At 41.2% G+C, this 23185-nt stretch carries 17 protein-coding genes; 13 read left to right on the top strand and 4 right to left on the bottom strand.

Translation table 11 applies throughout. The features are described from left to right. Window positions 1–3: 3 nt before the first annotated feature. The 7 genes from AC59JO_RS08595 to AC59JO_RS08565 all read left to right on the top strand — a co-directional run bounded on the left by AC59JO_RS08595 (window position 4) and on the right by AC59JO_RS08565 (window position 9686). Window positions 4–861, top strand: coding sequence for a sigma-70 family RNA polymerase sigma factor (locus tag AC59JO_RS08595; RefSeq protein WP_413667876.1), 858 nt, complete (start codon window positions 4–6; stop codon window positions 859–861). A gap of 233 nt (window positions 862–1094) precedes the next feature. Next, window positions 1095–2951: a beta-galactosidase gene (locus AC59JO_RS08590; protein ID WP_497304713.1), complete on the top strand. Its 1857-nt coding sequence runs from the start codon at window positions 1095–1097 to the stop codon at window positions 2949–2951. A gap of 303 nt (window positions 2952–3254) precedes the next feature. Continuing rightward, a complete protein-coding gene (locus AC59JO_RS08585; RefSeq protein ID WP_497304711.1) occupies window positions 3255–5624 on the top strand; it encodes a response regulator in 2370 nt (789 codons plus the stop codon). 242 nt (window positions 5625–5866) lie between these two features. Beyond that, window positions 5867–6472, top strand: coding sequence for an RNA polymerase sigma-70 factor (locus AC59JO_RS08580; RefSeq protein WP_497304709.1), 606 nt, complete (start codon window positions 5867–5869; stop codon window positions 6470–6472). A 4-nt stretch (window positions 6473–6476) separates the two neighbouring features. Further along, window positions 6477–7436, top strand: coding sequence for a FecR family protein (locus AC59JO_RS08575; RefSeq protein WP_497304707.1), 960 nt, complete (start codon window positions 6477–6479; stop codon window positions 7434–7436). Further along, on the top strand, window positions 7436–9172 hold the full coding sequence (locus AC59JO_RS08570) for a carboxypeptidase-like regulatory domain-containing protein (protein ID WP_497304705.1): 1737 nt from the start codon (window positions 7436–7438) through the stop codon (window positions 9170–9172). The genes AC59JO_RS08575 and AC59JO_RS08570 overlap by 1 nt, the downstream gene beginning before the upstream one ends. Before the next feature lie 43 nt (window positions 9173–9215). Then, a complete protein-coding gene (locus AC59JO_RS08565) occupies window positions 9216–9686 on the top strand; it encodes a RidA family protein (protein WP_413667880.1) in 471 nt (156 codons plus the stop codon). 53 nt (window positions 9687–9739) lie between these two features. On the opposite strand, the gene AC59JO_RS08560 is transcribed toward AC59JO_RS08565, so the two are convergent. Continuing rightward, window positions 9740–10192, bottom strand: a complete 453-nt coding sequence (locus AC59JO_RS08560; RefSeq protein WP_497304702.1) for a c-type cytochrome — start codon at window positions 10190–10192, stop codon at window positions 9740–9742. A 2-nt stretch (window positions 10193–10194) separates the two neighbouring features. Then, entirely contained in the window at window positions 10195–11502 is a 1308-nt protein-coding gene (locus AC59JO_RS08555; RefSeq protein ID WP_413667882.1) for a PQQ-dependent sugar dehydrogenase, read from the bottom strand. Window positions 11503–11777: 275 nt separating this feature from the next. Here AC59JO_RS08555 and AC59JO_RS08550 point away from each other — a divergent pair, with 275 nt between their 5' ends. The 6 genes from AC59JO_RS08550 (at window position 11778) to AC59JO_RS08525 (ending at window position 19899) form a co-directional block, all read left to right on the top strand. Then, window positions 11778–12569, top strand: coding sequence for a hypothetical protein (locus tag AC59JO_RS08550; protein ID WP_497304700.1), 792 nt, complete (start codon window positions 11778–11780; stop codon window positions 12567–12569). A 193-nt stretch (window positions 12570–12762) separates the two neighbouring features. Then, window positions 12763–13776, top strand: coding sequence for a LacI family DNA-binding transcriptional regulator (locus tag AC59JO_RS08545; RefSeq protein WP_497304698.1), 1014 nt, complete (start codon window positions 12763–12765; stop codon window positions 13774–13776). Between the two features lie 33 nt (window positions 13777–13809). Next, on the top strand, window positions 13810–15090 hold the full coding sequence (locus AC59JO_RS08540; RefSeq protein ID WP_497304696.1) for a serine hydrolase domain-containing protein: 1281 nt from the start codon (window positions 13810–13812) through the stop codon (window positions 15088–15090). A 317-nt stretch (window positions 15091–15407) separates the two neighbouring features. Continuing rightward, the gene (locus AC59JO_RS08535) at window positions 15408–16802 is read left to right on the top strand and encodes a hypothetical protein (protein WP_497304694.1); all 1395 of its coding nucleotides are present in this window, start codon (window positions 15408–15410) and stop codon (window positions 16800–16802) included. Continuing rightward, the gene (locus AC59JO_RS08530; protein WP_413667887.1) at window positions 16802–18013 is read left to right on the top strand and encodes a chymotrypsin family serine protease; all 1212 of its coding nucleotides are present in this window, start codon (window positions 16802–16804) and stop codon (window positions 18011–18013) included. Before AC59JO_RS08535 ends, AC59JO_RS08530 begins: the two co-directional genes overlap by 1 nt. Beyond that, a complete protein-coding gene (locus tag AC59JO_RS08525; RefSeq protein WP_497304692.1) occupies window positions 18010–19899 on the top strand; it encodes a hypothetical protein in 1890 nt (629 codons plus the stop codon). Before AC59JO_RS08530 ends, AC59JO_RS08525 begins: the two co-directional genes overlap by 4 nt. 16 nt (window positions 19900–19915) lie before the next feature. Here AC59JO_RS08525 and AC59JO_RS08520 read toward each other — a convergent pair whose 3' ends face one another. Then, window positions 19916–20605 (bottom strand): arylesterase, encoded by a 690-nt coding sequence (locus AC59JO_RS08520; protein WP_497304690.1) that lies wholly within the window; start codon window positions 20603–20605, stop codon window positions 19916–19918. A 20-nt stretch (window positions 20606–20625) separates the two neighbouring features. Beyond that, the gene (locus tag AC59JO_RS08515; protein WP_497304688.1) at window positions 20626–23184 is read right to left on the bottom strand and encodes an ABC transporter permease; all 2559 of its coding nucleotides are present in this window, start codon (window positions 23182–23184) and stop codon (window positions 20626–20628) included. Window position 23185: the final 1 nt, after the last annotated feature.

The following is a 23185-nucleotide window of genomic DNA, read 5'->3' as shown; positions in this document are numbered from 1 at the left end:
CTAATGAGAGACCTGAATATTACCCAATCTATCACCGCTCGTGACGCTGCCTCGCTCGAGAAATATTTTAGCGACATTGCCCGTGAGCCAACTATTAATGCGGAGGAGGAAGTTCTGCTGGCTGGGAAGATCCGCCAGGGAGACCTGTCGGCTTTGCATAAGCTGGTAAAGGCCAATCTGCGTTTCGTAGTTTCAGTGGCGAAGAAATATCAACATCAGGGTATGCCCATGGGCGATTTGATAAGCGAAGGTAATTTAGGTTTACTCGAAGCCGCGAAGCGCTTTGATGAAACCCGCGGTTTCAAGTTTATATCGTATGCCGTTTGGTGGATCAGGCAGCGTATTATGGAAGCGCTCCTTGACAAAACGCGGATGATCCGCCTGCCTGCTAACCAGGTGGATATGATAGTACATGTTAACAGGGCGACAGGCGTTTTGGAGCAGCAGCTCGAAAGGCTGCCTGTTCAGGATGAGATAGCTGCATTTCTGGAAACTGCTGAATGGAAAGTAAAGGAGGCTTTGCATGTAGCGCCTTTTACACATTCGTATGATAAGGCCGATACAACGGCCGATGATGGATATGGCCTGCTTGATCGTTTACAGATTGACGAACCCGGAGCCGAAGGTGTTTTAGAAGCATCTCAAATCAAACAACAACTTGATGATTTGCTCAGCAAGCTAAATAGTAACGAACGGTCTGTTATATTTTATCATTATGGGCTGGATGGCTATGGTGAACTTTCGGCGCCCGAAATAGGCAGCCGACTTGGGGTTAGCGCAGAAAGGGTGAGGCAGCTAAGGAACCGCGCCATCACCAAGCTTCAGGAAAACGCCCGGTTCCAAAAGTTTGAAATTCATTAGTATCAAGAACTTTATCATTGCTTTCTTGTTGGCTAAGTTCATCTATTCAATTGGGATTCAAATCCTGGAGTAACGATATTCGATATACCTTTTTTGTTTGGCAAACGTTTGCGTTAAATTAAGATTGCAGGAAATTAGGCATTCCTATTTAAGCTTTATAATTTAGGGGCTCGTAAACATAGCGGTCAGTATACTTATACATGATCTATCATGAGTCAACTCTACAAATGCAAATGAAAAAAGCACTTCTCTCTTTATTATTGTTAATCCTCATTACTTCACAGGCCTTTAGCCAGGCAAAACACACTTTTAAAATTGCCGATGGCAATTTTATTTACGATGGAAAACCAATCCAGATCCACAGTGGCGAAATGCATTTTGCCAGGATCCCAAAGGCTTACTGGAAACAACGCCTGCAGATGCTTCGCGCAATGGGCATGAATGCCGTTGCAACCTATGTTTTCTGGAACCATCATGAGGTTAGTCCGGGCGTTTGGGATTTCAAAACTGATAACCGCGATATCCGTGAGTTTATAAAAACTGCACAGCAGGAAGGTTTGATGGTGATATTAAGACCGGGCCCGTATGCTTGTGCCGAATGGGAATTTGGGGGCTATCCGTGGTGGCTTCAAAATGATAAGCAACTGGTGATCCGCAGCAAAAATGATCGCTTTCTGGATTCATGCAAAACTTATATTAACCAATTGATGGGGCAGGTTAAAGACTTGCAAATAACTCACGGAGGGCCGATAATCATGGTTCAGGCGGAAAATGAATTTGGATCGTACGTAGCACAGCGCAAGGACGTGCCGCTTGCCGATCATAAAATCTATAGCGCGGCTATAAAGGATTTATTGCTAAAAGCAGGCGTTGATGTGCCTCTGTTTACTTCAGACGGCGACTGGCTGTTTCAGGGCGGCGTAATTCAAGGCGCATTGCCAACGGCTAACGGAGAAGGGGACACCAAAAACCTGAAGAAGCTTATTAATCAATATAACGATGGAAAAGGCCCATACATGGTGGCCGAATATTATCCAGGCTGGCTTGACCACTGGGGTGAGAGATTTGAGAAAGTGTCAGAGACCTCGGTAATTAAAGATCTGGAGAAATATCTAAAAGATACCGTATCATTTAATGTCTACATGGCGCATGGCGGTACCAATTTTGGTTTTACCAGTGGTGCCAATTATGATAAAGAGCATCAGATTCAACCGGATATTACCAGCTATGATTATGATGCGCCAATAAGTGAAGCCGGATGGGTAACACCTAAATTTACGGCTATCCGTAACCTGATGAAGAAATATGCAGCTTATTCAATTCCGGAAGTACCTGCACAAATTCCGGTGATTCAGATTCCTGCTATTAAACTTACTAAAACAGCCGATCTGCTGGAATTTGCAAAAAATCAGCAAGCCGTAGAAAGCGATACTCCGCAAACATTTGAAACACTTAACCAGGGGCATGGTTATGTATTATACAGCCGCAAGTTTACGCAACCTATTAATGGTACTTTAAGCCTGGAAGGGTTAAGAGATTATGCAACGATTTATATAAACGGTGAAAGAGTTGGCGAGCTTAACAGGCAAGGCAATAAATTTACATGCCCTATAAATATCCCGTTTAATGCTCGTTTGGATATATTGGTTGAAAATCTTGGCCGCATCAATTACGGTGGCGAAATCATTCACAATCTTAAAGGTATCATCAGCCCGGTAAAAATCGACGATCATGAAATTACCGGTAACTGGCAAATGTATAAGCTCCCGATGGATAAAGTTCCGGCATTTATGGCGGGGACAACCAACACAGCCGGCAGCCCGACACTTTACCAGGGAACATTTGACCTCAACAAACTGGGTGATACCTTCCTGGATATGAAAAACTGGGGTAAGGGTATCGTATTTGTAAACGGGATTAACATTGGCCGCTACTGGAAGATTGGTCCGCAACAAACACTATATGTGCCGGGCTGCTGGCTTAAAAAAGGAGCAAACAGCATTGTTGTACTTGATCAGTTAAATGATACTAAACAGACAGAAATTAGCAGTGTACTAGTGCCAGTATTAGATGGCCCTGTAACCAAATAATATTTATTTAATTAACGCAATCAAAGGCAGCAGGAAAATCATTCTGCTGCTTTTTTGTTATTGCTAATCAATAAGATTTGGGTTTTAACATTAACTATTACTACTTAAATTTGCTCGCAATTTTAACCTATTGTTTATATCAATCGATAAGCAATAATAATAGTTCAAAATATTCGTATGGGTTGTTATATTCACACTTTATTATGAAAATCCCTAAACCGATTATGGAAATTAACCGTATTCCTAATCCAAAACGAAACAAATTTATAGGCTTTTGATTTTCATAATAAAAGCCGTAAATCAATGAGGATCAGCAAAGTTCTACATATTGCGTTTGTTTTATTGATCGGAACCGCTGCAAGGGTATCTGCACAAACTAATTATGTAGCTGCGGTTCACGGTGTATTGGATCTGCGCAGCAAACCTATCAACGATAAAATTGAGCTTACCGGGAATTGGTTGTTTTACTGGAACCAATTGCTAAAGCCCGGCGATACAGATGTTATTAAAGACAGGCTGCTGGTTGAGTTTCCTTTTAAATGGAACGGATATACCTGGAGAGGGAAAAAATTAACGGCATTTGGTTACGGAACTTACAGACTTAAAGTTTTGTTACCTCAAAAGCACGTAGCATTAAAGTTGGCGATGCCCGATGTCTATAGTGCTTACCGGCTTTATATTAACAGCAAATTAGCGTCGTCAAACGGAAGGGTAACCACTTCTGCAAAGGGTTTTGAAGCACATTGGGAGTATCATGCTGTCGACTTGCCTAACAGTGATACCATTAATATCACATTACAAATTTCCAATTTTATACATAGCAAAGGTGGTATCAGTAAACCAATATTCATAGGACCGGCAGATAGAATTGACCTTGCCCGGCACAGGGCAGAAGGTATTGACCTGATGCTTACAGGCTGTTTAATGATGGGAGGGTTATTTTTCCTTGGCTTGTATTTGTTGGGCAGCCGCGATAAAGCTATTTTACTTTTTGCTTTGTTTTCTATAGTTTATAGTTACCGGATCATTGGTACCGATAACTATGTGTTGCATACTTTATTGCCTGATATTAATTGGTACATTACAGCGAGGTTGGAGTATACGAGCTTGTTTTTAGGGATAGGTTTGTTTGGTTTCTACACTTTGTACTTATATCCTGCAGATGTAAACAGCCGGATAGTGAATGTCATTAATGGCATTAGCTTTTCGTTTGCAGTAATGACATTATTTAGTCCTGCTGTAATTTTCACCCAGTTGGTAAATCCCTTTTTGGTGGTGATGCTTTTTTGCCTCGTTTATATTCCTTATGTATACTCAAAAGCATGGCGCAATAACCGGCCGGGGTCTGTTTATGCTTTGATGAGCGCATTTGCTTTAATGTCGGTATTTGGGATATCGCTTTTTCACTACTGGGCGTTAATACCTCCCTTGCAGCTGGTAAGTTTTTTAGGTTATATCGCATTTTTCTTTTTACAGTCGCTTGTTCTGGCGCACAGGGTATCATTTGTGTTAAAAAAGGCTAAAGCTGAGGCCGAACAGGGTTTAAAGGTTAAAAGTGAATTTTTAAGCACGATGAGCCACGAGATCCGGACACCGTTAAATTCGGTAATAGGTATGAGCCATCTGCTGCTGAGGAACGAGCCACGTAAAGATCAGATCGAACATCTCGATGTCATGCTCTTTTCGGCTAATAATCTGTTGGCGATAGTGAACGACGTCCTTGATTACAACAAGATCGAAGCAGGCAAAATTACCTTTGAACACATAGAGATGGATCTGGCTGCAATTGCCCGCAATGTGGTAGGCGGCTTACAAACGGCTGCTCATGATAAGGGGATTACACTGAGGCTTGATTTTGATAAGAAATTGCAGCATAAACTACTTGGCGATCCCACCCGGTTATCGCAGGTAATTAGCAATCTTGTTCATAATGCTATCAAATTTACCCCGAGCGGCGAGGTTGTATTGGGGATGGAAGTGAAAGAACAAACTGACACTGCCGCCACATTAATGTTATTTGTTAAAGATACAGGTATCGGCATCCCCCGCGGTAAACAGAAATTAATATTTGAACGCTTTACCCAGGCCGATTCATCTATATCACGAAGTTTTGGAGGCACAGGTTTAGGTCTTGCTATCAGCAAAAAAATATTGGAACTACAGGATTCGGCTTTACAATTGATTAGTGAGGAAGGAGTGGGCTCGATATTTTACTTTATTCAAACCTTTGAGAAAGCAAGTAGTATATCGGGGGCGGTTGACGTTAACGTTAAACCAGATGCGGCGGATAAGCTTCTCGACGGGATCTCTATTTTACTGGTTGATGATAACCCAATGAACGTGCTGGTTGCGCAAACTTACTTAAAACGCTGGGGCGCCGCTACAGATGTAGCAACCAACGGCCAGGAAGCACTTGACAAGCTGGATACTTCAAAACATCGCCTTGTGTTAATGGATTTACAAATGCCTGTTATGGATGGGTATGAATCCACAAAAAAAATGAGATTGAACGGGGTAAATATTCCCATTATTGCGCTTACAGCCAATCTTCCTAAAGACGTTGAAGACGAGGCTTATAATACAGGTTTTGACGATATTGTGATGAAACCCTTTTTACCTGACGAACTGCATAGCAAGGTGCTCCATTATGTTTTTAAGCAGGAGCATGCCTGAAAATCTTTCCTTAAGTATTCTATTTATTCAGATTTGAATAAAAATTTCATTTGCTCATAGGGGTAAAATAGTCCTGGAGTGTTTCATGGGAAATTTTACTTAAATGAACACATTAGCTTCCTTATTACTTCTTATTACTTTTATTTCCTCTCCGGGTAATCACCGGGCCAGGCGGATAATTGAGGAAAATAAATGGATACACATCCTTACTACCATTAATTACTGCATTGAGATTTAATTGAATGTTAACCCAAACCGATTATATTTTGGATTTAAATAGCGAACAACTGATTCCGCTGCTGCTTTCGGGTGATGAAGCAACCTTTGAAAAGGTTTATAAGCACTTCATCAGGCCGCTGCATGTGTATGCAATCTCCATTTTACGGGATGAGGATACCGCGAAAGGCATGGTACAAAACGTCTTCATGCGACTGTGGGAACGTAAAGATCGGCTGAACTTTTCCGGCTCAATAAAGGCCTACCTGTATGGGGCTGTTTATAACGAATGCCTTAATAACCTCAGGCATCAGAAAGTGAAAATTAATCACCAGCAACATGTTGCATATATGACGAAGGATAAAGTGGACGAAGGCAGAGGTATGGAGCTGCTCGACCTCAAAGAAAAATTACAACAGGCTCTCAACGATTTGCCCGAAAAATGCCGTACGGTGTTTCAGTTAAGCAGGTTTGAGGATTTAAAATACCAGGAAATCGCAGATGAATTGGGTATTTCCATAAAAACAGTAGAAAACCAGATGGGCAAAGCCCTGAAAACGTTAAGGCTCAAGTTAGTTGATTACGTGCCACTATTCATTTGGTTTATTAGCAGGGCTTTTAATATTATTTAAGATGATGGACGAATTATTAACCAAATACATGCTAAATGAAACCACGCCGGTTGAGAATGAAACCATCAACCGCTGGCTTAGCGATAATGACAATAACCGAAAGTATTTTGATCATTTTAAATTGATCTGGGATACCAGCCGCGAACTTAAGATAGAAAGCAAACTTGATCCCGATGCCTCATGGGCCGAGTTTAAGCAGTTGGCTCAAAACAGGAGTGAGGTATCAACCAAAGTAAGGCCTTTAAACACTGCAAACCGCTGGCTTAAAATTGCTGCCATATGGCTGGTGATTTTAGGAAGTGCAGGAATATTATATGCAGTGCTTAAACCCGGTAAGCCAAATATGCTTACGCTGCAAAGCGGCAACATTGTACGCAAGATTACTTTGGCCGATGGCTCGTTGATCACCATGAATAAAAATTCGGTTTTGAATTATCCCGACAAGTTTACCGGCGATACCCGTGAGATTTCATTAAAAGGAGAAGCTTTTTTTGATGTGGCCCATGATAAATCAAAACCATTTATGATCCACGTAAATGATGTGGTTGTAAAGGTGGTTGGCACCTCCTTCAACATTAAAACTACCGGCGCCAACACCGAGGTCATTGTTGAAACCGGCATAGTGCAGGTAATTCAGCAGGAGATTGTAGTGAAGCTAAAACCGAAGGAGAGAGCATCGGTACAGGGAGGTAAAATGCAAAAAGGCAGCAGCCAGGACGAGTTGTATAATTATTACCGTACCCAAAAGTTTGTGGCCAATAAAACGCCGCTATGGCGCCTGGTTGACGTGCTCAATGAAGCCTATCATGCAAATATTGTGATAGATAACAAAAAGCTGGCAAACAGGACTATAACAACCACATTTAAAGCAGATTCATTGGACAATATCCTGAAAACAATTGCAGATACATTTGGCGATGTTAAGGTGATCAGGAAACCACATCTCATCATAATCAAAAACTGATGGAAAAGAAACTAAACATACTATTTTATATAATGCTGGTGTTGGCGGGTTGCCTGCTCATTACCAATGCACTTGCACAAGATAACCTAAACCGGACTGTAACGCTCAATGTTAAACAAAAAAAGATAGCCGAGATTCTTAATATCATCGGCGAAAAGGGAAAGTTTTATTTTTCATACAGTAATGATGTTATTAAAACCGATAGTGTGGTGAGCATGGTAACATCGGGTCAAACTATCAAAAATCTGCTCGATGAGCTGTTTCACGGTAAGGTTGATTATAAAGAATCGCCGGGGTATATTATACTCCGGCCTACACCGTACAGGCTAAGCCTTGTGCCTGATACCATAACCGGTCCGGGTAATGTTTATTACATAAGCGGTTATGTGTACGATGATATAACCGGCAAAAAGCTTTATAATGCGAGCGTGTACGAAAGAAATTCCCTCGAATCGACGCTTACCGATCAGAATGGGCATTTTCAGCTTAAAATAAAGGCCAATGGTATGATTACGCTTAATGTAAGCAAGGAGCTTTATCGTGATACAAGCATCAATCTTTTAAGCAACGTAAACGTATCCATAAAACCGCGCGAGTATTATTATAGCGCAGATGCTGCCAATTCAAAATCAGACAGGAGCTGGCTGGGCAGAATGTTCCTTTCATCAGGCCAAAAAATACAGAACCTTAACCTGGGCGGGTATCTTTCAACAGTGCCGGTACAGGCTTCGCTTGTGCCAAGTTTGGGGAGCCACGGTATCATGAGCGGGCAAATAGTCAACAACTTTTCGTTCAATCTTTTAGGGGGATATAACGGAGGTGTTAACGGCGTTGAGCTTGGCGGGCTGTTTAATATTAACAAGCAGGATGTTAAATATGTCCAGGCTGCGGGGCTCTTCAATGTTGTGGGGGGTAACAGCAAAGGGGTTCAACTGGCCGCTGTAAGTAATAATGATCAAAAAAGTATGACGGGACTTCAGGCCGGAGGTATCTATAATATGGTAAAAGATAGTGTTAAGGGTGTGCAGCTTGCCGGAATCTTTAATCATGTAAATGGCAATACCAGGGGTTTTCAGGCAGCGGGCATTTATAATTATACCAGGAAAAACAGTAAAGGCTTCAGCATTGCCGGGATAGCCAACGTTACAGGCAATGAAGCAAGAGGGATGCAGGTAGCCGGAATTTTCAATAAGGCCAGGGTTATAAAAGGATCATCATTTGCATTAGTAAACATCGCGGATACACTTGATGGTTATGGTATCGGTTTACTGAATATTTCACGAAATGGTTATGCTAAAATTGAGGTGTACAGCAACGAGATCACCACAACAAATATTGCTTTCAAATCGGGCAATGCCAAACTGTATTCTATCGTTTCCGGAGGCGTTAATTTTACCGATAAGCATACATTTTACAGCGCAGGCTGGGGCTTAGGGCATGACTTTATTTTTAACAATAGCTTATTCTTATCTGCAGAAGGCTCAACTCATTTGTTGTTTGCAAAAGGATGGAAAAATCAAAATCAGATAAACCGGGTAAGCGCTTTATTGAACTTCAAAGCCGGTTCAAAAGTTAGCTTTTTTGCAGGCCCATCCTTTAACGTTTACACCAATTATGGCGATCATCCCGGCGATAGCGACATTCAGCAGATCATCAAAAATAAACCAGGTTTGATAGATTGGGGCAACCGTACAAAGGGCTGGATTGGCTGGTCGGCGGGTATAACCATATTGTAAGTTTGCAGCAGGATGCTCAACTTTGTGCGATAAAAATTACCTTATGAAAAAACTCCTGTATCTCATTTTGTTCAGCGCTTCGTCGGCATGTTTTGCCCAGAAAGCAAATAAAGACGTAACTTTTTTAAATCCAGCTACAGTAGGCAAACCGTTTGGCTACTCCCATGCTGTAATTGTTGACTTGGGTAAAAACAACATGGTGATCATGTCGGGCCAGGTTGGTTTGGATAAAGATGGCAAACTTGCCGGGAATGGTGATCTGACAAGCCAAACCGAACAGATCTTTACAAATATCAAAAATATAATTGAAGCTGCCGGCGGTACCATGAATGACCTGGTTGAGCTGAACTATTATTTGATAGATGCTTCCCAGGTTCAGCTGGTTCGCGGTATCAGGGATAAGTTTGTGAACACTAAACAACCACCGGCAAGCACATTGGTACAGGTTAGTAAGCTTTTTAGAGATGATATTTTAATTGAGATAAAAGCTACGGCGATTATCAAAAAGAAGTGAGGCTAATGATGAAAGACTTACGAAGTTTTAAAAACTTCGTAAGTCTGGTTCTGCTATTTTTTATTGGTGGCCCTTGTGGCTTTTACTTGTGCCATAGTAATGGCGCTGGCTTTATTTCCAAAGCTGTTGCGTACAAAGGTCAGTACGTCAGCAATTTCCTGATCTTTCATAAAATCATGCGCAGCCATGGTGTTTGAGTAGGTTTCGCCATTTATTTCTACATCTTCATCAAAACCATTGAGCACTATTTTGATAAGCTTGCTTTTATCGCCCAAAACATAAGTGGTTTTAACTAATGGCGGGTTCATATGCGGTACGCCCAAACCATCTGCCTGGTGGCAGGTCACACAATATTGAGTAAAAAGTGCCTGACCTCTTTTTATGGATGCTTTTAAGCCTGTAGCAGGTTTCCTGCCTGCCGGCTTTTTATGTTTTGTTTGTGCCTGTAAGGCAGCGCCTGTAAATAAGGTTATGAATAATAGCAGAAGGGCTTTCTTAAAGTCCATTGTTATTTTTTATAAGTGATTTTGTAAATGTTTCCAGCCACATCATCGGTAACATAAAGCGAACCATCCGGGCCTTGCGCTAAACCACATGGGCGGTGGGCCGCTGCACCTGAAGCTGTATTAGCAGCAGACCCTGAAAAGCCATCAGCAAAAACTTCCCACTGGCCATCAGGTTTGCCATCTTTAAACGGCTGAAATACTACAAAATAGCCAGCCTGGGGTTCGGGTGCACGGTTCCATGAGCCGTGGAAGGCAATGAACGCACCATTTTTATATTTTGCCGGAAATTGGTCGCCGGTGTAAAATATCAGGCCATTAGGAGCAAGGTGACCTGGATAAGCAGCAACCGGATCAATGGCATCTTTTCCTCCTTCTATTTTGCCATCGCCACCATATTCAGGCATCAGCATTTTTTTATGTTGCTCCTGATCATAATACATATAAGGCCAGCCGGCATTATCACCTTTTTTTAGGGCATACATACACTCTGCCGGTAATATGGCCGATTGTTTAGCGGTAAAATATTGAGGGTAAAATTCATACAGTTGGTCGCGGCCATGCTGCATTACAAAAAGCTGGTTGTTTTGCTGGTTCCAGGTAATGCCTACAACATTACGCAGGCCGGTGGCATAACGCACGCCATCGCCATAGTGCTGGTTCAGCTTATCAGCCTTAAACTGCCATATACCACCTGCCGAATCCAGGATAGGGCAACCTTTTTGACCTGGCGAGCCTTTTTTACGGTCTTCAACCTGGCAGGCGTTTGAGTAAGCACCGATATTAACGTAAAGGTTGCCATCATTATCAAGCGTTATAGCTTTAGCTTCATGCTCATGGCGACTGATAAGTCCTGTAACAATTTTTTCAGGCTTATCAGGATTGATCACTTCACTTTTATCGTTCAGCTTATAGCGAAAAACTTCTTCATCTGACGAAGCATACAGGTATCCGTTTTTGATGGACATACCTGTACCGCTGTAGGCGCCAAAGCTGTTTTTAACGGAAGCTTTACCTCCATCTTCATGCAGCATTAAAATACCCTTATTGTTTTTAACGTTGGTAAGCTTTACATAAATATCGCCTTGCGGGGTGATAGCAATATGGCGGGCACCACCAAGTTTTTCGGCAATAATACTGGCGCTGAAGCCTGCGGGTGTTTTAAGTCCGGCGTTTTCTGTTGTCGAAGCAGGAGCAGAGGTGCTATCGGCGGTTTTCTTTGAATCATTGTTGCTTTTGCAGGCTGTAAAAAACATAAAGCCTCCTATAGCAACCATCGGCAGTATGGAATGTAATAATTTGCGGTTTTTCATGGTAATTGATTAAAGGTTATCAAATTAAGTAAATATACCTATAATCCTAAAATCTGTTTTGTAGTATTCAAGTGACACTTTCATTTTTATTACAACATCCAGGCTAATAAAATTTGGTTACAATAGATTGCTGTAGTTTTTTTTCGGAATAAAGTTTGGTTAAAGCAACTATGAATAAAAGATTGTACTAATTAACTAATGTTTTAACATATAAAGCAATAGCCGGTTAAACCATTGCTGATAGATATCGTCCTAACTATATAAAATTTACAATTATGAAGAAGTTAGTCATATTATCAGCAATAGCAGCCGGAAGCTTATTTATCAGCAAAGCCAACGCTCAGGTATCTATACAATTTGGTATTAATATCCCTGCTCATCGCGTTTATGTACCGGCCCCTCCGCCACCTGTGGTTCAAGAAGAGCCTGTTTACGATGACAACGTAAATGTTAGCGACGACGATGATTATTACTATTTACCGGAAGTTGAAGCTTACTACAATGTAGGCGCAGGATGCTATTATTACAATGACGGTAGCCGTTGGGTAAGCTGTGCTTACCTGCCTGGTGCTTACCGGGATTACAACTGGCGTACAGCTGTACGTTATGAAGTGAGGGCTCCGCGTCCGTTTATGCACCATGATTTTTACAGGCAAAGATGGGGTGGTTATATGGGCGACCGTGGTAATTGGGGCCATCGTTTTGACAGAAGGCCTGCAGATGGCTATACTTATCGCCAGGGCTGGGGTGGCGACCGTGGAAGCTGGGGCAGAAGACCCAATCCATATGATAACCGCGGCAACTGGGATAATGGTAGAGATAATCGTGGCTGGGGTAATGGTCGTGGTAACTGGGGTAATGGAAATGGAAACAGCAACCACGATAACCATGGTGGCTGGGGCAACGGCCAGCAACAAAGTAACGGTAACCACGATAACCATGGCGATCACGACAACCGCGGCAATTGGGGCGGCCGACCATCAAACGATGGCGGACATGACAAGGGAAACGGCGGTGAACGTTTTACCCAAAACAGAGACTTCGGCAGAGGCATGCGCAGATTTTAATATTCTAACTCCCTATATATTAACTGAAAGGGTCGCCTGTTACGGGCGGCCTTTTTTGTTTTGTATGCTATTGTCCTTTTTGGAATTATTGCATGGCAGTTAATTAATAAGCAAAATAAACCATTTATTATCTACTAAACCTGTTTAGCATTACCATTTATATTATATATTTGGTTTTAAATACTAAATATCCTTGAAGAAGAAATTATCTATAGTTGACATTGCCAATAGTCTGAATATATCTAAAACTACTGTGTCTTTTATCCTTAACGGGCGGGCGCAAGAAAAACGAATCAGCGATGAACTGGTAAAACGCGTATTACAATATGTAAAAGAGGTAGGCTACAAACCAAACTCTTTGGCCAAAAGCTTGCGGACCGGTAAATCAAATATCATAGGTTTATTGGTGCAGGATATCTCAAACCACTTTTTTGCAACCATAGCCCGCCGTATTGAGGATTTAGCCTATCAAAGCGGTTACAAGATCATTTACAGTAGCACAGATAATGATACGCAGAAAACCCGGGAACTGATAGCCATGTTTCGCGACAGGCATGTTGATGGTTATATTATCACCCCTCCGGATAACATTGAAGAGGATATCAGCGATTTAATCAAAGATGGCTTTCCTGTTGTGCTTTTTGACCGTTACCTGCCTAAAGTGGCAACTGATTATGTGGTGGTTGACAACCTGTTCAGTACTTTTAACGCTACACAGTACCTCATTGATAAAGGACATAAAAACATCGCCTTTATAACTTACAGCTCTATCCAAACCCAAATGATAGAAAGGCTGGAAGGCTATGAAAAAGCGATGCACCAAAGTAAATTGAAACCTAATATAACCGAAGTTGATTTTCACACCACCGATCAGGCCCTCCTTAAACTAATGAGGGATTTTCTTGAAAACAATAAGGATGTCGACGCTATCCTGTTTGCCAATAATCATTTGGGGAAATGCGGGCTAAAAGCTCTCCGAAAGGCAGGCAAAAAGGTACCCGGAGATATTGCACTGATAGCTTTCGATGATTATGAACTTTTTGAATTGTATACTCCAGCTGTTACCGCCATTGCCCAACCTATTGATGAAATAGCCGATAATGTGATCAAACTGCTGATGGAAAGACTTAACAACACAACTCCTGAAGAAAAAAATCAACATATAACACTGGCTACAGAGTTAATTATCAGGGATTCATCAAACTAAAATAGCTATTTTGCATCACCAATAAACCGCGTGATGAAAAGATGTTTTATTTTTTTGCTACTGTCGGCATTTGCCGTTAATGTATTTGCACAAGGTACCATTTTAAAAACTGCCGACCCGGTATCGGCAAAGTTTTCGCCCGAAAGGCTAAAACGAATAGATGCAATGATTGAGCAGAATATCGACTCGGGATATGTGAAGGGCGCAGTTGGGTTTATAGCCCGCGATGGCAAAATTGTTTATGATAAATCATTTGGCCTGGCAGATGAAGAGCAGAAGCGTTTGATGAGCAACGATGCTATTTTTCGTATTGCTTCGCAAACTAAAGCCATTACCAGTGTGGCAGTGATGATGCTTTTTGAAGAAGGTAAGTTTTTACTTGACGATCCAATCTCCAAATATCTGCCCACATTCGCGCACCCTAAAGTGGTGGATCAGTTTAATGAAAAGGATTCAACGTTCACCACTGTACCTGCAAAACGGGAAATTACTATTCGTGATCTGCTAACCCACACCTCGGGCATTGAATATGCGCAGATCGGTTCGCCCAAAATGAAGGCTATTTATGCTAAGGCAGGGATTCCGGCAGGGTTTGTAGCCGATAAGATACTACTGGCTGATGCTATAAACAAACTTGGCAAACTCCCCTTGCTGCACCAACCTGGCGAACGTTGGACTTACGGAATGAATATCGATGTGTTGGGCTACCTTGTAGAAAAAGTATCCGGCAAAAGTCTTGACCAATTTTTTAAAGAACGGATTTTTACACCGCTGGGCATGAATGATACTTATTTTTACATCCCTGCCGTAAAGCAAAATCGTTTGGTTACAGCCTATACATTTGACCAAAGTGGCCATATCACCAATTGGAGCAAATCTACATTTCCTTCGTTTGATGTGAATTATCCGAAGACTGCCGGTACATACTATGCCGGTGGCGCAGGACTAAGCTCAACTATAAAAGATTATGCCACCTTTTTACAAATGATGCTTAACGGCGGTGTTTATAACGGGCAACGTTTACTGGCTCGTCATACTGTCAACATGATGACCACCAATCAAATTGGCGATCTGTATATTAATGCCGATAAAGATAAATTTGGTTTGGGCTTTGGCCTAACCACGCAAAACAGTTCGGCCAAACTGGGTATTAGCGAGGGTTCCTTTGCCTGGGGCGGTTTTTATGGAACGTTATATTGGGTTGATCCTAAAGAGCATCTTGTTTGCCTGTTGTTTGTACAAAACTGGCCCTTTCCTCATAACCAGATCCAGGATAAATTCAGAGCCATGGTGTACCAGGCCCTGAACGATTAACCCAATACTTCTATAAAAAATCTCAATTCCTGTTAACGTTTCAATAAAATATTATTCGTTATATGGCTGTGGTAACAATAATACAATAGTATACTTTATTGATATATAGGAAATTAATTTCCTTGCAGTTTATTTTTACGTAAAAATACGTGAACACGTTACGTCAAAACTGCAATGAAGTGCAGTGAAAATACTGATGTTTTTTTTATAAAAGAATGCTGTATTATAAGTAATTTCATGATATATTATTTGAGTAATAATCGGTTATCTGTTGTATCTGAACCTATTTTTCAAAAAAATATTTAAGCCTTATCGTTATGTTCAATAGCATAGTATTAGATGTTTTCATCGGATTAATCTTTGTTTATCTTTTGTATAGCTTGCTGGCAACCATTTTACAGGAAATTGTAGCCCGTTGGTTTAATCTCAGAAGCAGGATGTTGCAAATGGCTATCAGGAGAATGCTGGAGGATGATAATAAATATTCGCAATTGTCCTTAATTAATGCAGTTATAGAAATATATTATGGAATAGTACGTTTTTTTTATCCGCATTATAAATCAAAAAGCTATCTCACCAAAGCCTTTTTTAATTATCCAACAATTAAATACCTCGCGCAAAGCAGTTGGCAAAGTAAACCGGCCTATCTGGGTCCGTCAAATTTTTCACAAACATTGATTTACATGCTTCGTGGAGATAATTATGACGGAACGAGCCCGCAAATGAGCTTGATACAGAAATCACTATTTGTTCAAAAAAATATTTTGATAGGCGCTAATACAGCACAAATCGACTCTGAAACACTTGCATTTCTTCAAAAACTCTTCTACGATTCGACTAATGATATCGATAAATTTAAGTCGCTGCTTGAAAAATGGTTTAATGATACAATGGATCGTACTTCCGGCTGGTACAAAAAGCAAACGCGGGTGTTGTTATTTTTAATCGGCTTTATTATGGCTTATAACTTTAATATTGATACAATAGCCATTTACAAGCTTTTAGCTAAAGATAAAACAGCAAGGCAAAACCTGGTAACCCTTGCCGTAAACAACAGGGATAAATACGAAACATTGGTAAAACAGGTTGATGAGAAAGCAAATAAAGACAGTTTAACTGCAGATACCAGCAAAAAAGGTGCGAAAATAATCAGGCATTATATTATAGTTAGTGATTCCGACCTTGTTAAAGCAAGGAAGGCTGTTGATGAAGATATAAGCCAGGCGAACATGATTGCTGCAATTGGAAGACCTGATGAAGATAGCTGTAAAATTTGCGATACCTTGAAGCTAAGACTTGGTAAGATAAAAAACTTACATGATACAAGCAGCCTGAAGTTGCGAAAAGGTTTTGCAACTTCAAATAATAAAAAACCATCCAAAAATGACACCCTTAAGTTAAAAAAGGCGCTTGATTCAATAAAACGGGTTGCCCATAGCGATAGCCTTAAAATCAAACAAAAAATAGATTATTACAACAAAACCTTTACCTGTGCAGGCAATCCTTATCAAAATCCGCAAAATAAGTTTTGGGGGTGGTTAATAACAGCTTTGGCCCTGTCGCTTGGCTCAACATTTTGGTTTGATTTGTTAAACAGGTTTATTCAGTTACGTGGTACAGGGCCAAAGCCACAATCCGACGCAAGTAATAGTACACCAGATCCTTCAGCCGGGGGAGGTCCCGGGCAATCACCAACTAACAGAGTAGGGTAATGAAGCTAACGGTAAGCAAATATTTAAACGCGAGGATAGATAAGCCATCAACCTTTTCTGACTGTATTTTATACCGCGCTCCGGGTTTTGTAATAGATATTGATGATGTTGTTACGGGCACTGAAATTGAAGGAAATGGCGTATGGGTTCATAGTAAAGATGATGGCTACTTTTATTGGAGTGGAGGCTTTGCCGAAAATGATTTTGTGTTTCCCGGAAAGGAGTTTCCCGATTTTAATGATGAAGACAAAATAATCCTTTTAAAATCGGCAAAGAAATATTACTCGACATTATTAAAGGCAAAAGTTACCGGTTTTAAGGGAATAGGAGTAGGCAATAAAAATAATGATCAAACAGCCGGCCTGGCTTTGCTTGTATTTGTAGATGCTAAAGTAGGCGTTGATCAGTTGGATTTTGTTGTGCCGGGCAACCTGGTGTTTAAAGGCATTGCCATGCCTGTTGATGTTATAGCCGTAGGCAACCCTGCAACCGCGGCCCGAATTGAATATAAAAATAATGAAAACTTACGGCTGGATAACGGGAGTAAATTGGGAATGGGAGGGAGTATTTCATACATGGACGATAATGACAATGTGAATGAATACGGATCGCGGACGATAATCGTGATCAATGATCAAAACAAAAAAAACTATCTGATGAGTTGTTTTCATGTATTGCTGCCTGCATTGGTAAAATCGGGCGATGCCATATATTACAATGCTAACGATATAAGATGCCAGGTGCCTTCAAGCAAATTGCAAGCCCGCAATAGTTTCGATGTATTAACTGTTTTTGAAGGATATTACGACGGCGGATATGATTATGCTGTTGCCGAAATAGCTAATATCGGCGGTTGTGTGAATGGTGTTGATCAGGCTAGGTTTGCAGATTATTACAAGATCGATGAAATTGACAGCTTACTAAATAAGCCTGTAAAAATTTACGGTGCTACATCCTATATCCAAAGCGCTACTGTAAATAATCCAAATTGTGATGTTGAGCTTGATTGCAGAGGTATCAGGCGCGAATATGTCGGGCTTATTTCAACCGACAAAGTAACAACTGGTGGCGATTCGGGAGGACCCGTTACTGACAATGCCGGTAAGTTGATAGGTTATGTTGTGGGCGCAACTAACGATAATCAATTTACCTATATTTTACCTGTATACAATTTATTTTCTAACCGCGGATATTCACTATTTAAGTCATGAAAAAACTTTTTACTATTTTATTATTAACAATAACCTTTAATTGCGCTTCTGCGCAATCGAAACCCGATATTGTGTTCAAGTACACAGATTTAAAAGGTACTAAACAAATTATTCTTGATACAAGTAACGTAAAATATTTGATGCGTATAAGTGGCATACCAAATGATAGCGTCGATGCACTTGTGGCCAATTCAACGTTTGAACAGACAAACGGTCCCGTACAGCAATTGGGTGATTATCTGAAAGGCCTATGGGGGCAAAAATATGCAGATAGCATAAAATCAATTAAATCCACATCGAATTTAAATCTCAACCTTGATAGTAAAGTAAATAAAGGAAACCTGACGACAGGAAAAAAAATAACTTTGGTATTCGGGACAGGAAAAAAACCAGCTGATAACTTGGCTCATATTGAATTTTCCAGGGGAGTAGCTGGCAGTAAAGCAACAACTGATACAGGTAAAGTCAAAGCAGAATCAGATAGGAGCAAGGTGTTGGCCGCATTATTACCACTTGATACCGCTTTCATCGGCCCGGCATTTAAATTTATTGACAGAGAAATGTTTGACGGATTAGCCACGTTTGGTTATTCATCTCTAGTGCGCTGCATGAGTGATCAGGATGATAAACGGCTTCCCGGCGAATATATATGGCTGTATGATATGCAGCGCGGTGATTATTATACCTTGAAAAAAATAATTAAAAAATCAACTGATACTTGTAAAATAAACGGTCTTAATTGCGATGGTAAATACGTGGAATATTACAAATGGGTAAAATCAATGTTTTATAGCCCGCCGGTAGGGGCGCAGTTTAAGGTTGAACTCATGAATTATACCAGTAATGATGCGCTTAGCCTGACTCTTGCATACAAGGATAATTTTTTGGAGGATGAAGGCAAATTTTCGACAATGCTTAACAGTGCTGCCAATTTTAAAAAAGATACCTCAAAAGCTGACACTGCAAAAAAAAATGATTCGAAAGTAAACAGTTCAGGCGACGATAAATTGGCGTCGACAACTGCGGTTAATTTAATTGATTGCAAGAACGATTTGTACTACTACACCAAAAACTTTTATTTCAACTCCGCAACCATCGAAAAACACGCACGTAATATCCAGGCTATAAATAAACACATTCATGAGCGCTTCGGGATGTCGATGGCCGAAGTTATCAAGCTCTATAAAAGCGATAAAGATGATAAGTTAACGCTGCTTGTTAAATATATTGAACTGTTGTACAACAAGGTTTATAGCTACAAAACCACATCATTTTTGGCCGAAAAACTTAAAAATCATGATTATCTGACCATGACTTTGAAAGACGCTCAGGGTAATGTGAAAAAAACAGAGGAGATCAGGTTAAGCGGCGGGTTTAAGATTGATTTTAGTTCGGGCGTACTTATCACCGGCCTTAAAAATCAAACATTCGCTTTTATGGATACCACTGTGAAATATCGCCGTAGCACCGACACAACAACATCACTGAAAACACTAAAAGATACAACCGGCCGTATCGCTATCAGACAAAATAATAGTAAGCAAAAAATTGGGTTCGGAGTTCTTATGCACGCATACCCGAGAATAAGCAGCAATTACAATATTGCAGTCACAACAGGCTTATCGGTAAACACGGAAACAGAGCTAAATGTATTGTTAGGTGGCAGTGTATTGCTGGGTTCAACCCGTCGCCTGGTACTTTCAGGTGGTGTGATCTGGGGTAAAACGGATCGCCTGAACAGTACGGTTAAATTAGGGCTTAACCGGTCTGATCCTAACAATATATATTCAGCCCCTAAGTTTTATACCGATAGCACAGTTCCGGTAATTTCGGATTGGGATCACAGCTGGTTCTTTGGTATCACTTACAACTTTACTGCAAGGTAGCTGGCGTTTAGAACTTTTAATTTTTTAATTCATCTTTTAAAACCGCCCAAACATTATTAGCTACAATTTTGGCACCCTGGTCAGTAGGGTGGATGCCATCGCTTTGATTAAGCGATGGCATGCCACCAACGCCCTGCAACAGAAAGGGCACCAGCGCCATATTGTTCTTTTTAGCCAGGTCGGGGAACACGGTTTCAAATTTACCGGTATAATCCGCCCCCATGTTGGGTGGCACCTGCATGCCTAACAAAACAAGTTTAGCATCGGGGTATTTAGCTTTCACTTTATCTACTATGGATTGCAGGTTCTTTGCAGTTTCATTCACAGGGATGCCACGAAGTCCGTCGTTGGCGCCGAGTTCGAGTACAAATACATCTATCTTTTGCTTTAACAGCCAGTTAATGCGCCCGTTACCGCCTGCGGTAGTTTCGCCGCTCAAGCCTGCATTAATTACTTTGTAAGGCAGTTTCAGTGAATCAACCATGTGGCTGATCACTCCTGGAAAGGCATCTGCCGGGTCATCGAGCCCATACCCGGCAGTTAGGCTATCGCCAAAAAATAAAACTATTTTCTTTGATGCCGAGTCGGTTTTTGCCACTTCGGTAGTAGCCTGGGCCTGGTCATTATTTGGTGATTTAGCGCTGTTGCCGCAGCCCACCATTGTAAGGGCACCAAGCATGATACCGCTTAAAGTAACTTTGTTCATATAAAATAAATACAATGCGTTTATGCGTTTGTTCTTAAAATCTCCAGCGGAGGCTTGTTTAGCACTCCACGGCTGTTCAATAAACCGATCACAACGGTTAGCAAGCTGACTGTCAAAAATAATACAAGAGCAGGTAAAACATTAATGCTGTATGGTATTTCGAAACTATATTTTGCAAGGAAATAAGTGCCCGCAAAGGCAATCAGGATGCCGGTTAATGCCGACAAGCTACCTAAAAACCAATATTCCAGCGCCGTTATGGTGAATATCTGCTTACGACTTGCCCCAAGGGTACGCAATAACACGCTTTCCTGGATTCGCTGGTATTTGCTGATGCGCACGGATGCAATGAGTACTACAATACCTGTAATGATGCTGAATGCACTCATAAAACGGATGACATAGCTGATTTTACTCAGTAGCTCATCAACAACACTTAAAATCAAACCCAGATCGATTATAGAAACATTAGGATAGGCCTTCACTACAACCTGCTGAAAAGCTGCCGATACTTTGTTTGAAGGCACGTGCGTCATCAATACATGAAATTGTGGCGCCTCCTCAAGTACTCCCTTAGGGAAAACAACCTGGAAATTGGTTTGCACCTTACCCCAGTTAACTTTGCGGATGCTGGCCACATAGGCAGGCATCTGCACGCCCTGTACATTAAATACTATTTTGTCACCAATTTTAAGGTTGCCTCGTTTGGATAGGTTTTCTTCAACAGATACCGGGATTTCCTTTGAAGGATCGGCCTGGCCAATCCATTTGCCATCCAGCAATTTTTCTGACGAGGTTAACGAATCCCTGAACGTTACCCTGTACTCCCAGGCAAATACGCCATGCTGTATTTTAATAGTAGTGTCTTTTGTAAGATCAGCAGCTGTTTTACCGTTGATCTGTTCAATGCGCATAGTAACGATAGGTACCTGTTGTAATACAGGAAGTCCTTGCTGTTTGGTTAATTGAACAACCCCTTTTTCCTGGCTGCTCTGGATATCAAACAGAATCATGTTTGATTGATTGCCGCTGGTTGAAAGATTAACCTGCTGCACCAATAATGTTTGTACAAAATACAGTGTACAAATAAACATGGTGCTTAAGCCGATTGATACGATAAGGATAATAGTTTGATTATTTGGACGATACAAATTTGCAAATCCCTGTCTCCATAAGTAGCTCCATGAGCCTTTTACTATTGCTTTTGTGATGCGCATTAACAGCCATGCTGTTGCAGTGAGGATCATGAAGGCAATCAGGATTCCTAACGTAAACAGTATACTACCCACCACGCTGTCCAACTGCAAATAAGTAAAAGCTATTACAAATAGCAGTATCAGCAAATACACGAGCCAACGTAAAGGATCACGCCTGTTACCACTTTCATCAAACGAAATACGGAGCGTATTAAGCGGTGAGATATTGCGAACGGAGATTAAAGGCAGCAGCGCAAATAGAATAGAGATAATCACGCCCAGCAAAATGCCCTGGCCAATAGCCATCCATGATATTTGCACCGAAATAGTAAAGGGCAAAAAGTCTCTAAATACAAGGGGTAATAAATGTTGAACAGCCGTACCTAATATGGCCCCGGTAACAGAACCGATAATGCCTATACCCACAATTTGTATCAGGTAGATCAGAAATGCCTCGGATGATTTAACACCCAGGCAACGCATAATGGCTATGGATGCAATTTTTTCTTTTACATAAATATGGATAGCACTGGCTACCCCAACGCAGCCCAATAGCAAGGCAACAAAACCCACCAGTGATAAAAAGCGGCTCAGATCACCAAAGGCGCGCCCTGTATTATCTTTTTTTGTTTCGATGGTTTCAAAGCGCATCCCTGCCTTGTCAAGCATTGGGTCAAGCTTTTTGCCGAGTTTATCTACATTAACCGATGAATTAAACTTATAATAAAAGCTATAATTAACCCGGCTGCCTATTCTAACAAGCCCTGTTTGCTCCAGGTATTGCATTGGGATGTAAACTACCGGGGCAATACCAGCCATTACGCCGCTTTGTCCGGGTGCCTTATTTAGAATGCCGGTTATCTGAAAATTAAGGTTACCTACCTTTACGGAATCGCCCACTTTGGCATCGAACTGCAGCATCAGGGTTTTATCAACCAGCGCCATTCTACCTCTTTTAAAGGTAAGCCCGGCAGCTTCGGGGGTAGTTTCTAATGCGCCATAGTAGGGAAATCCTCCCTGTAATGCTCTGATCTGCACCAGTCGTGTACCTTTGGTACGCGGAAAATAAAGCATAGATGCAAAGCTTCGTTCCTGCGAGCGTTGATCGCCCAGTGAATCGAGCAGGTGCTTTAATTTATCGTCGGCCGGTTTATTGCCGGAAATGGCTAAGTCGGCGCCAATGAGGGTAGCCGCCTGATCGTTCACATCATTTTGTACGTTGTATTTGAATGAATAAATAGCCACCAGTGCAGCAATTCCAAATACGATGGCCGATATAAAAAGGAACAGTCTTGACCTGTTCCGTCTGCTGTCGCGCCAGGCCATGCGGAACAGCCAGGGGATATTTATTTTTCTTTTGAAAGAAATAGCGGTATTATCCATT

Source organism: Mucilaginibacter sp. A5337 (genome assembly GCF_059690695.1).
Note: the sequence above shows the minus strand (reverse complement) of the source record. Positions and strands in the feature narration are given on the sequence as shown.

Coding starts and splice junctions, on each gene's coding strand:
- AC59JO_RS08595 (WP_413667876.1), top strand. CDS start 4: ATGAGAGACCTGAATATTACCCAATCTATCACCGCTCGTGACGCTGCC.
- AC59JO_RS08590 (WP_497304713.1), top strand. CDS start 1,095: ATGAAAAAAGCACTTCTCTCTTTATTATTGTTAATCCTCATTACTTCA.
- AC59JO_RS08585 (WP_497304711.1), top strand. CDS start 3,255: ATGAGGATCAGCAAAGTTCTACATATTGCGTTTGTTTTATTGATCGGA.
- AC59JO_RS08580 (WP_497304709.1), top strand. CDS start 5,867: ATGTTAACCCAAACCGATTATATTTTGGATTTAAATAGCGAACAACTG.
- AC59JO_RS08575 (WP_497304707.1), top strand. CDS start 6,477: ATGGACGAATTATTAACCAAATACATGCTAAATGAAACCACGCCGGTT.
- AC59JO_RS08570 (WP_497304705.1), top strand. CDS start 7,436: ATGGAAAAGAAACTAAACATACTATTTTATATAATGCTGGTGTTGGCG.
- AC59JO_RS08565 (WP_413667880.1), top strand. CDS start 9,216: ATGAAAAAACTCCTGTATCTCATTTTGTTCAGCGCTTCGTCGGCATGT.
- AC59JO_RS08560 (WP_497304702.1), bottom strand. CDS start 10,192: ATGGACTTTAAGAAAGCCCTTCTGCTATTATTCATAACCTTATTTACA.
- AC59JO_RS08555 (WP_413667882.1), bottom strand. CDS start 11,502: ATGAAAAACCGCAAATTATTACATTCCATACTGCCGATGGTTGCTATA.
- AC59JO_RS08550 (WP_497304700.1), top strand. CDS start 11,778: ATGAAGAAGTTAGTCATATTATCAGCAATAGCAGCCGGAAGCTTATTT.
- AC59JO_RS08540 (WP_497304696.1), top strand. CDS start 13,810: ATGAAAAGATGTTTTATTTTTTTGCTACTGTCGGCATTTGCCGTTAAT.
- AC59JO_RS08535 (WP_497304694.1), top strand. CDS start 15,408: ATGTTCAATAGCATAGTATTAGATGTTTTCATCGGATTAATCTTTGTT.
- AC59JO_RS08530 (WP_413667887.1), top strand. CDS start 16,802: ATGAAGCTAACGGTAAGCAAATATTTAAACGCGAGGATAGATAAGCCA.
- AC59JO_RS08525 (WP_497304692.1), top strand. CDS start 18,010: ATGAAAAAACTTTTTACTATTTTATTATTAACAATAACCTTTAATTGC.
- AC59JO_RS08520 (WP_497304690.1), bottom strand. CDS start 20,605: ATGAACAAAGTTACTTTAAGCGGTATCATGCTTGGTGCCCTTACAATG.
- AC59JO_RS08515 (WP_497304688.1), bottom strand. CDS start 23,184: ATGGATAATACCGCTATTTCTTTCAAAAGAAAAATAAATATCCCCTGG.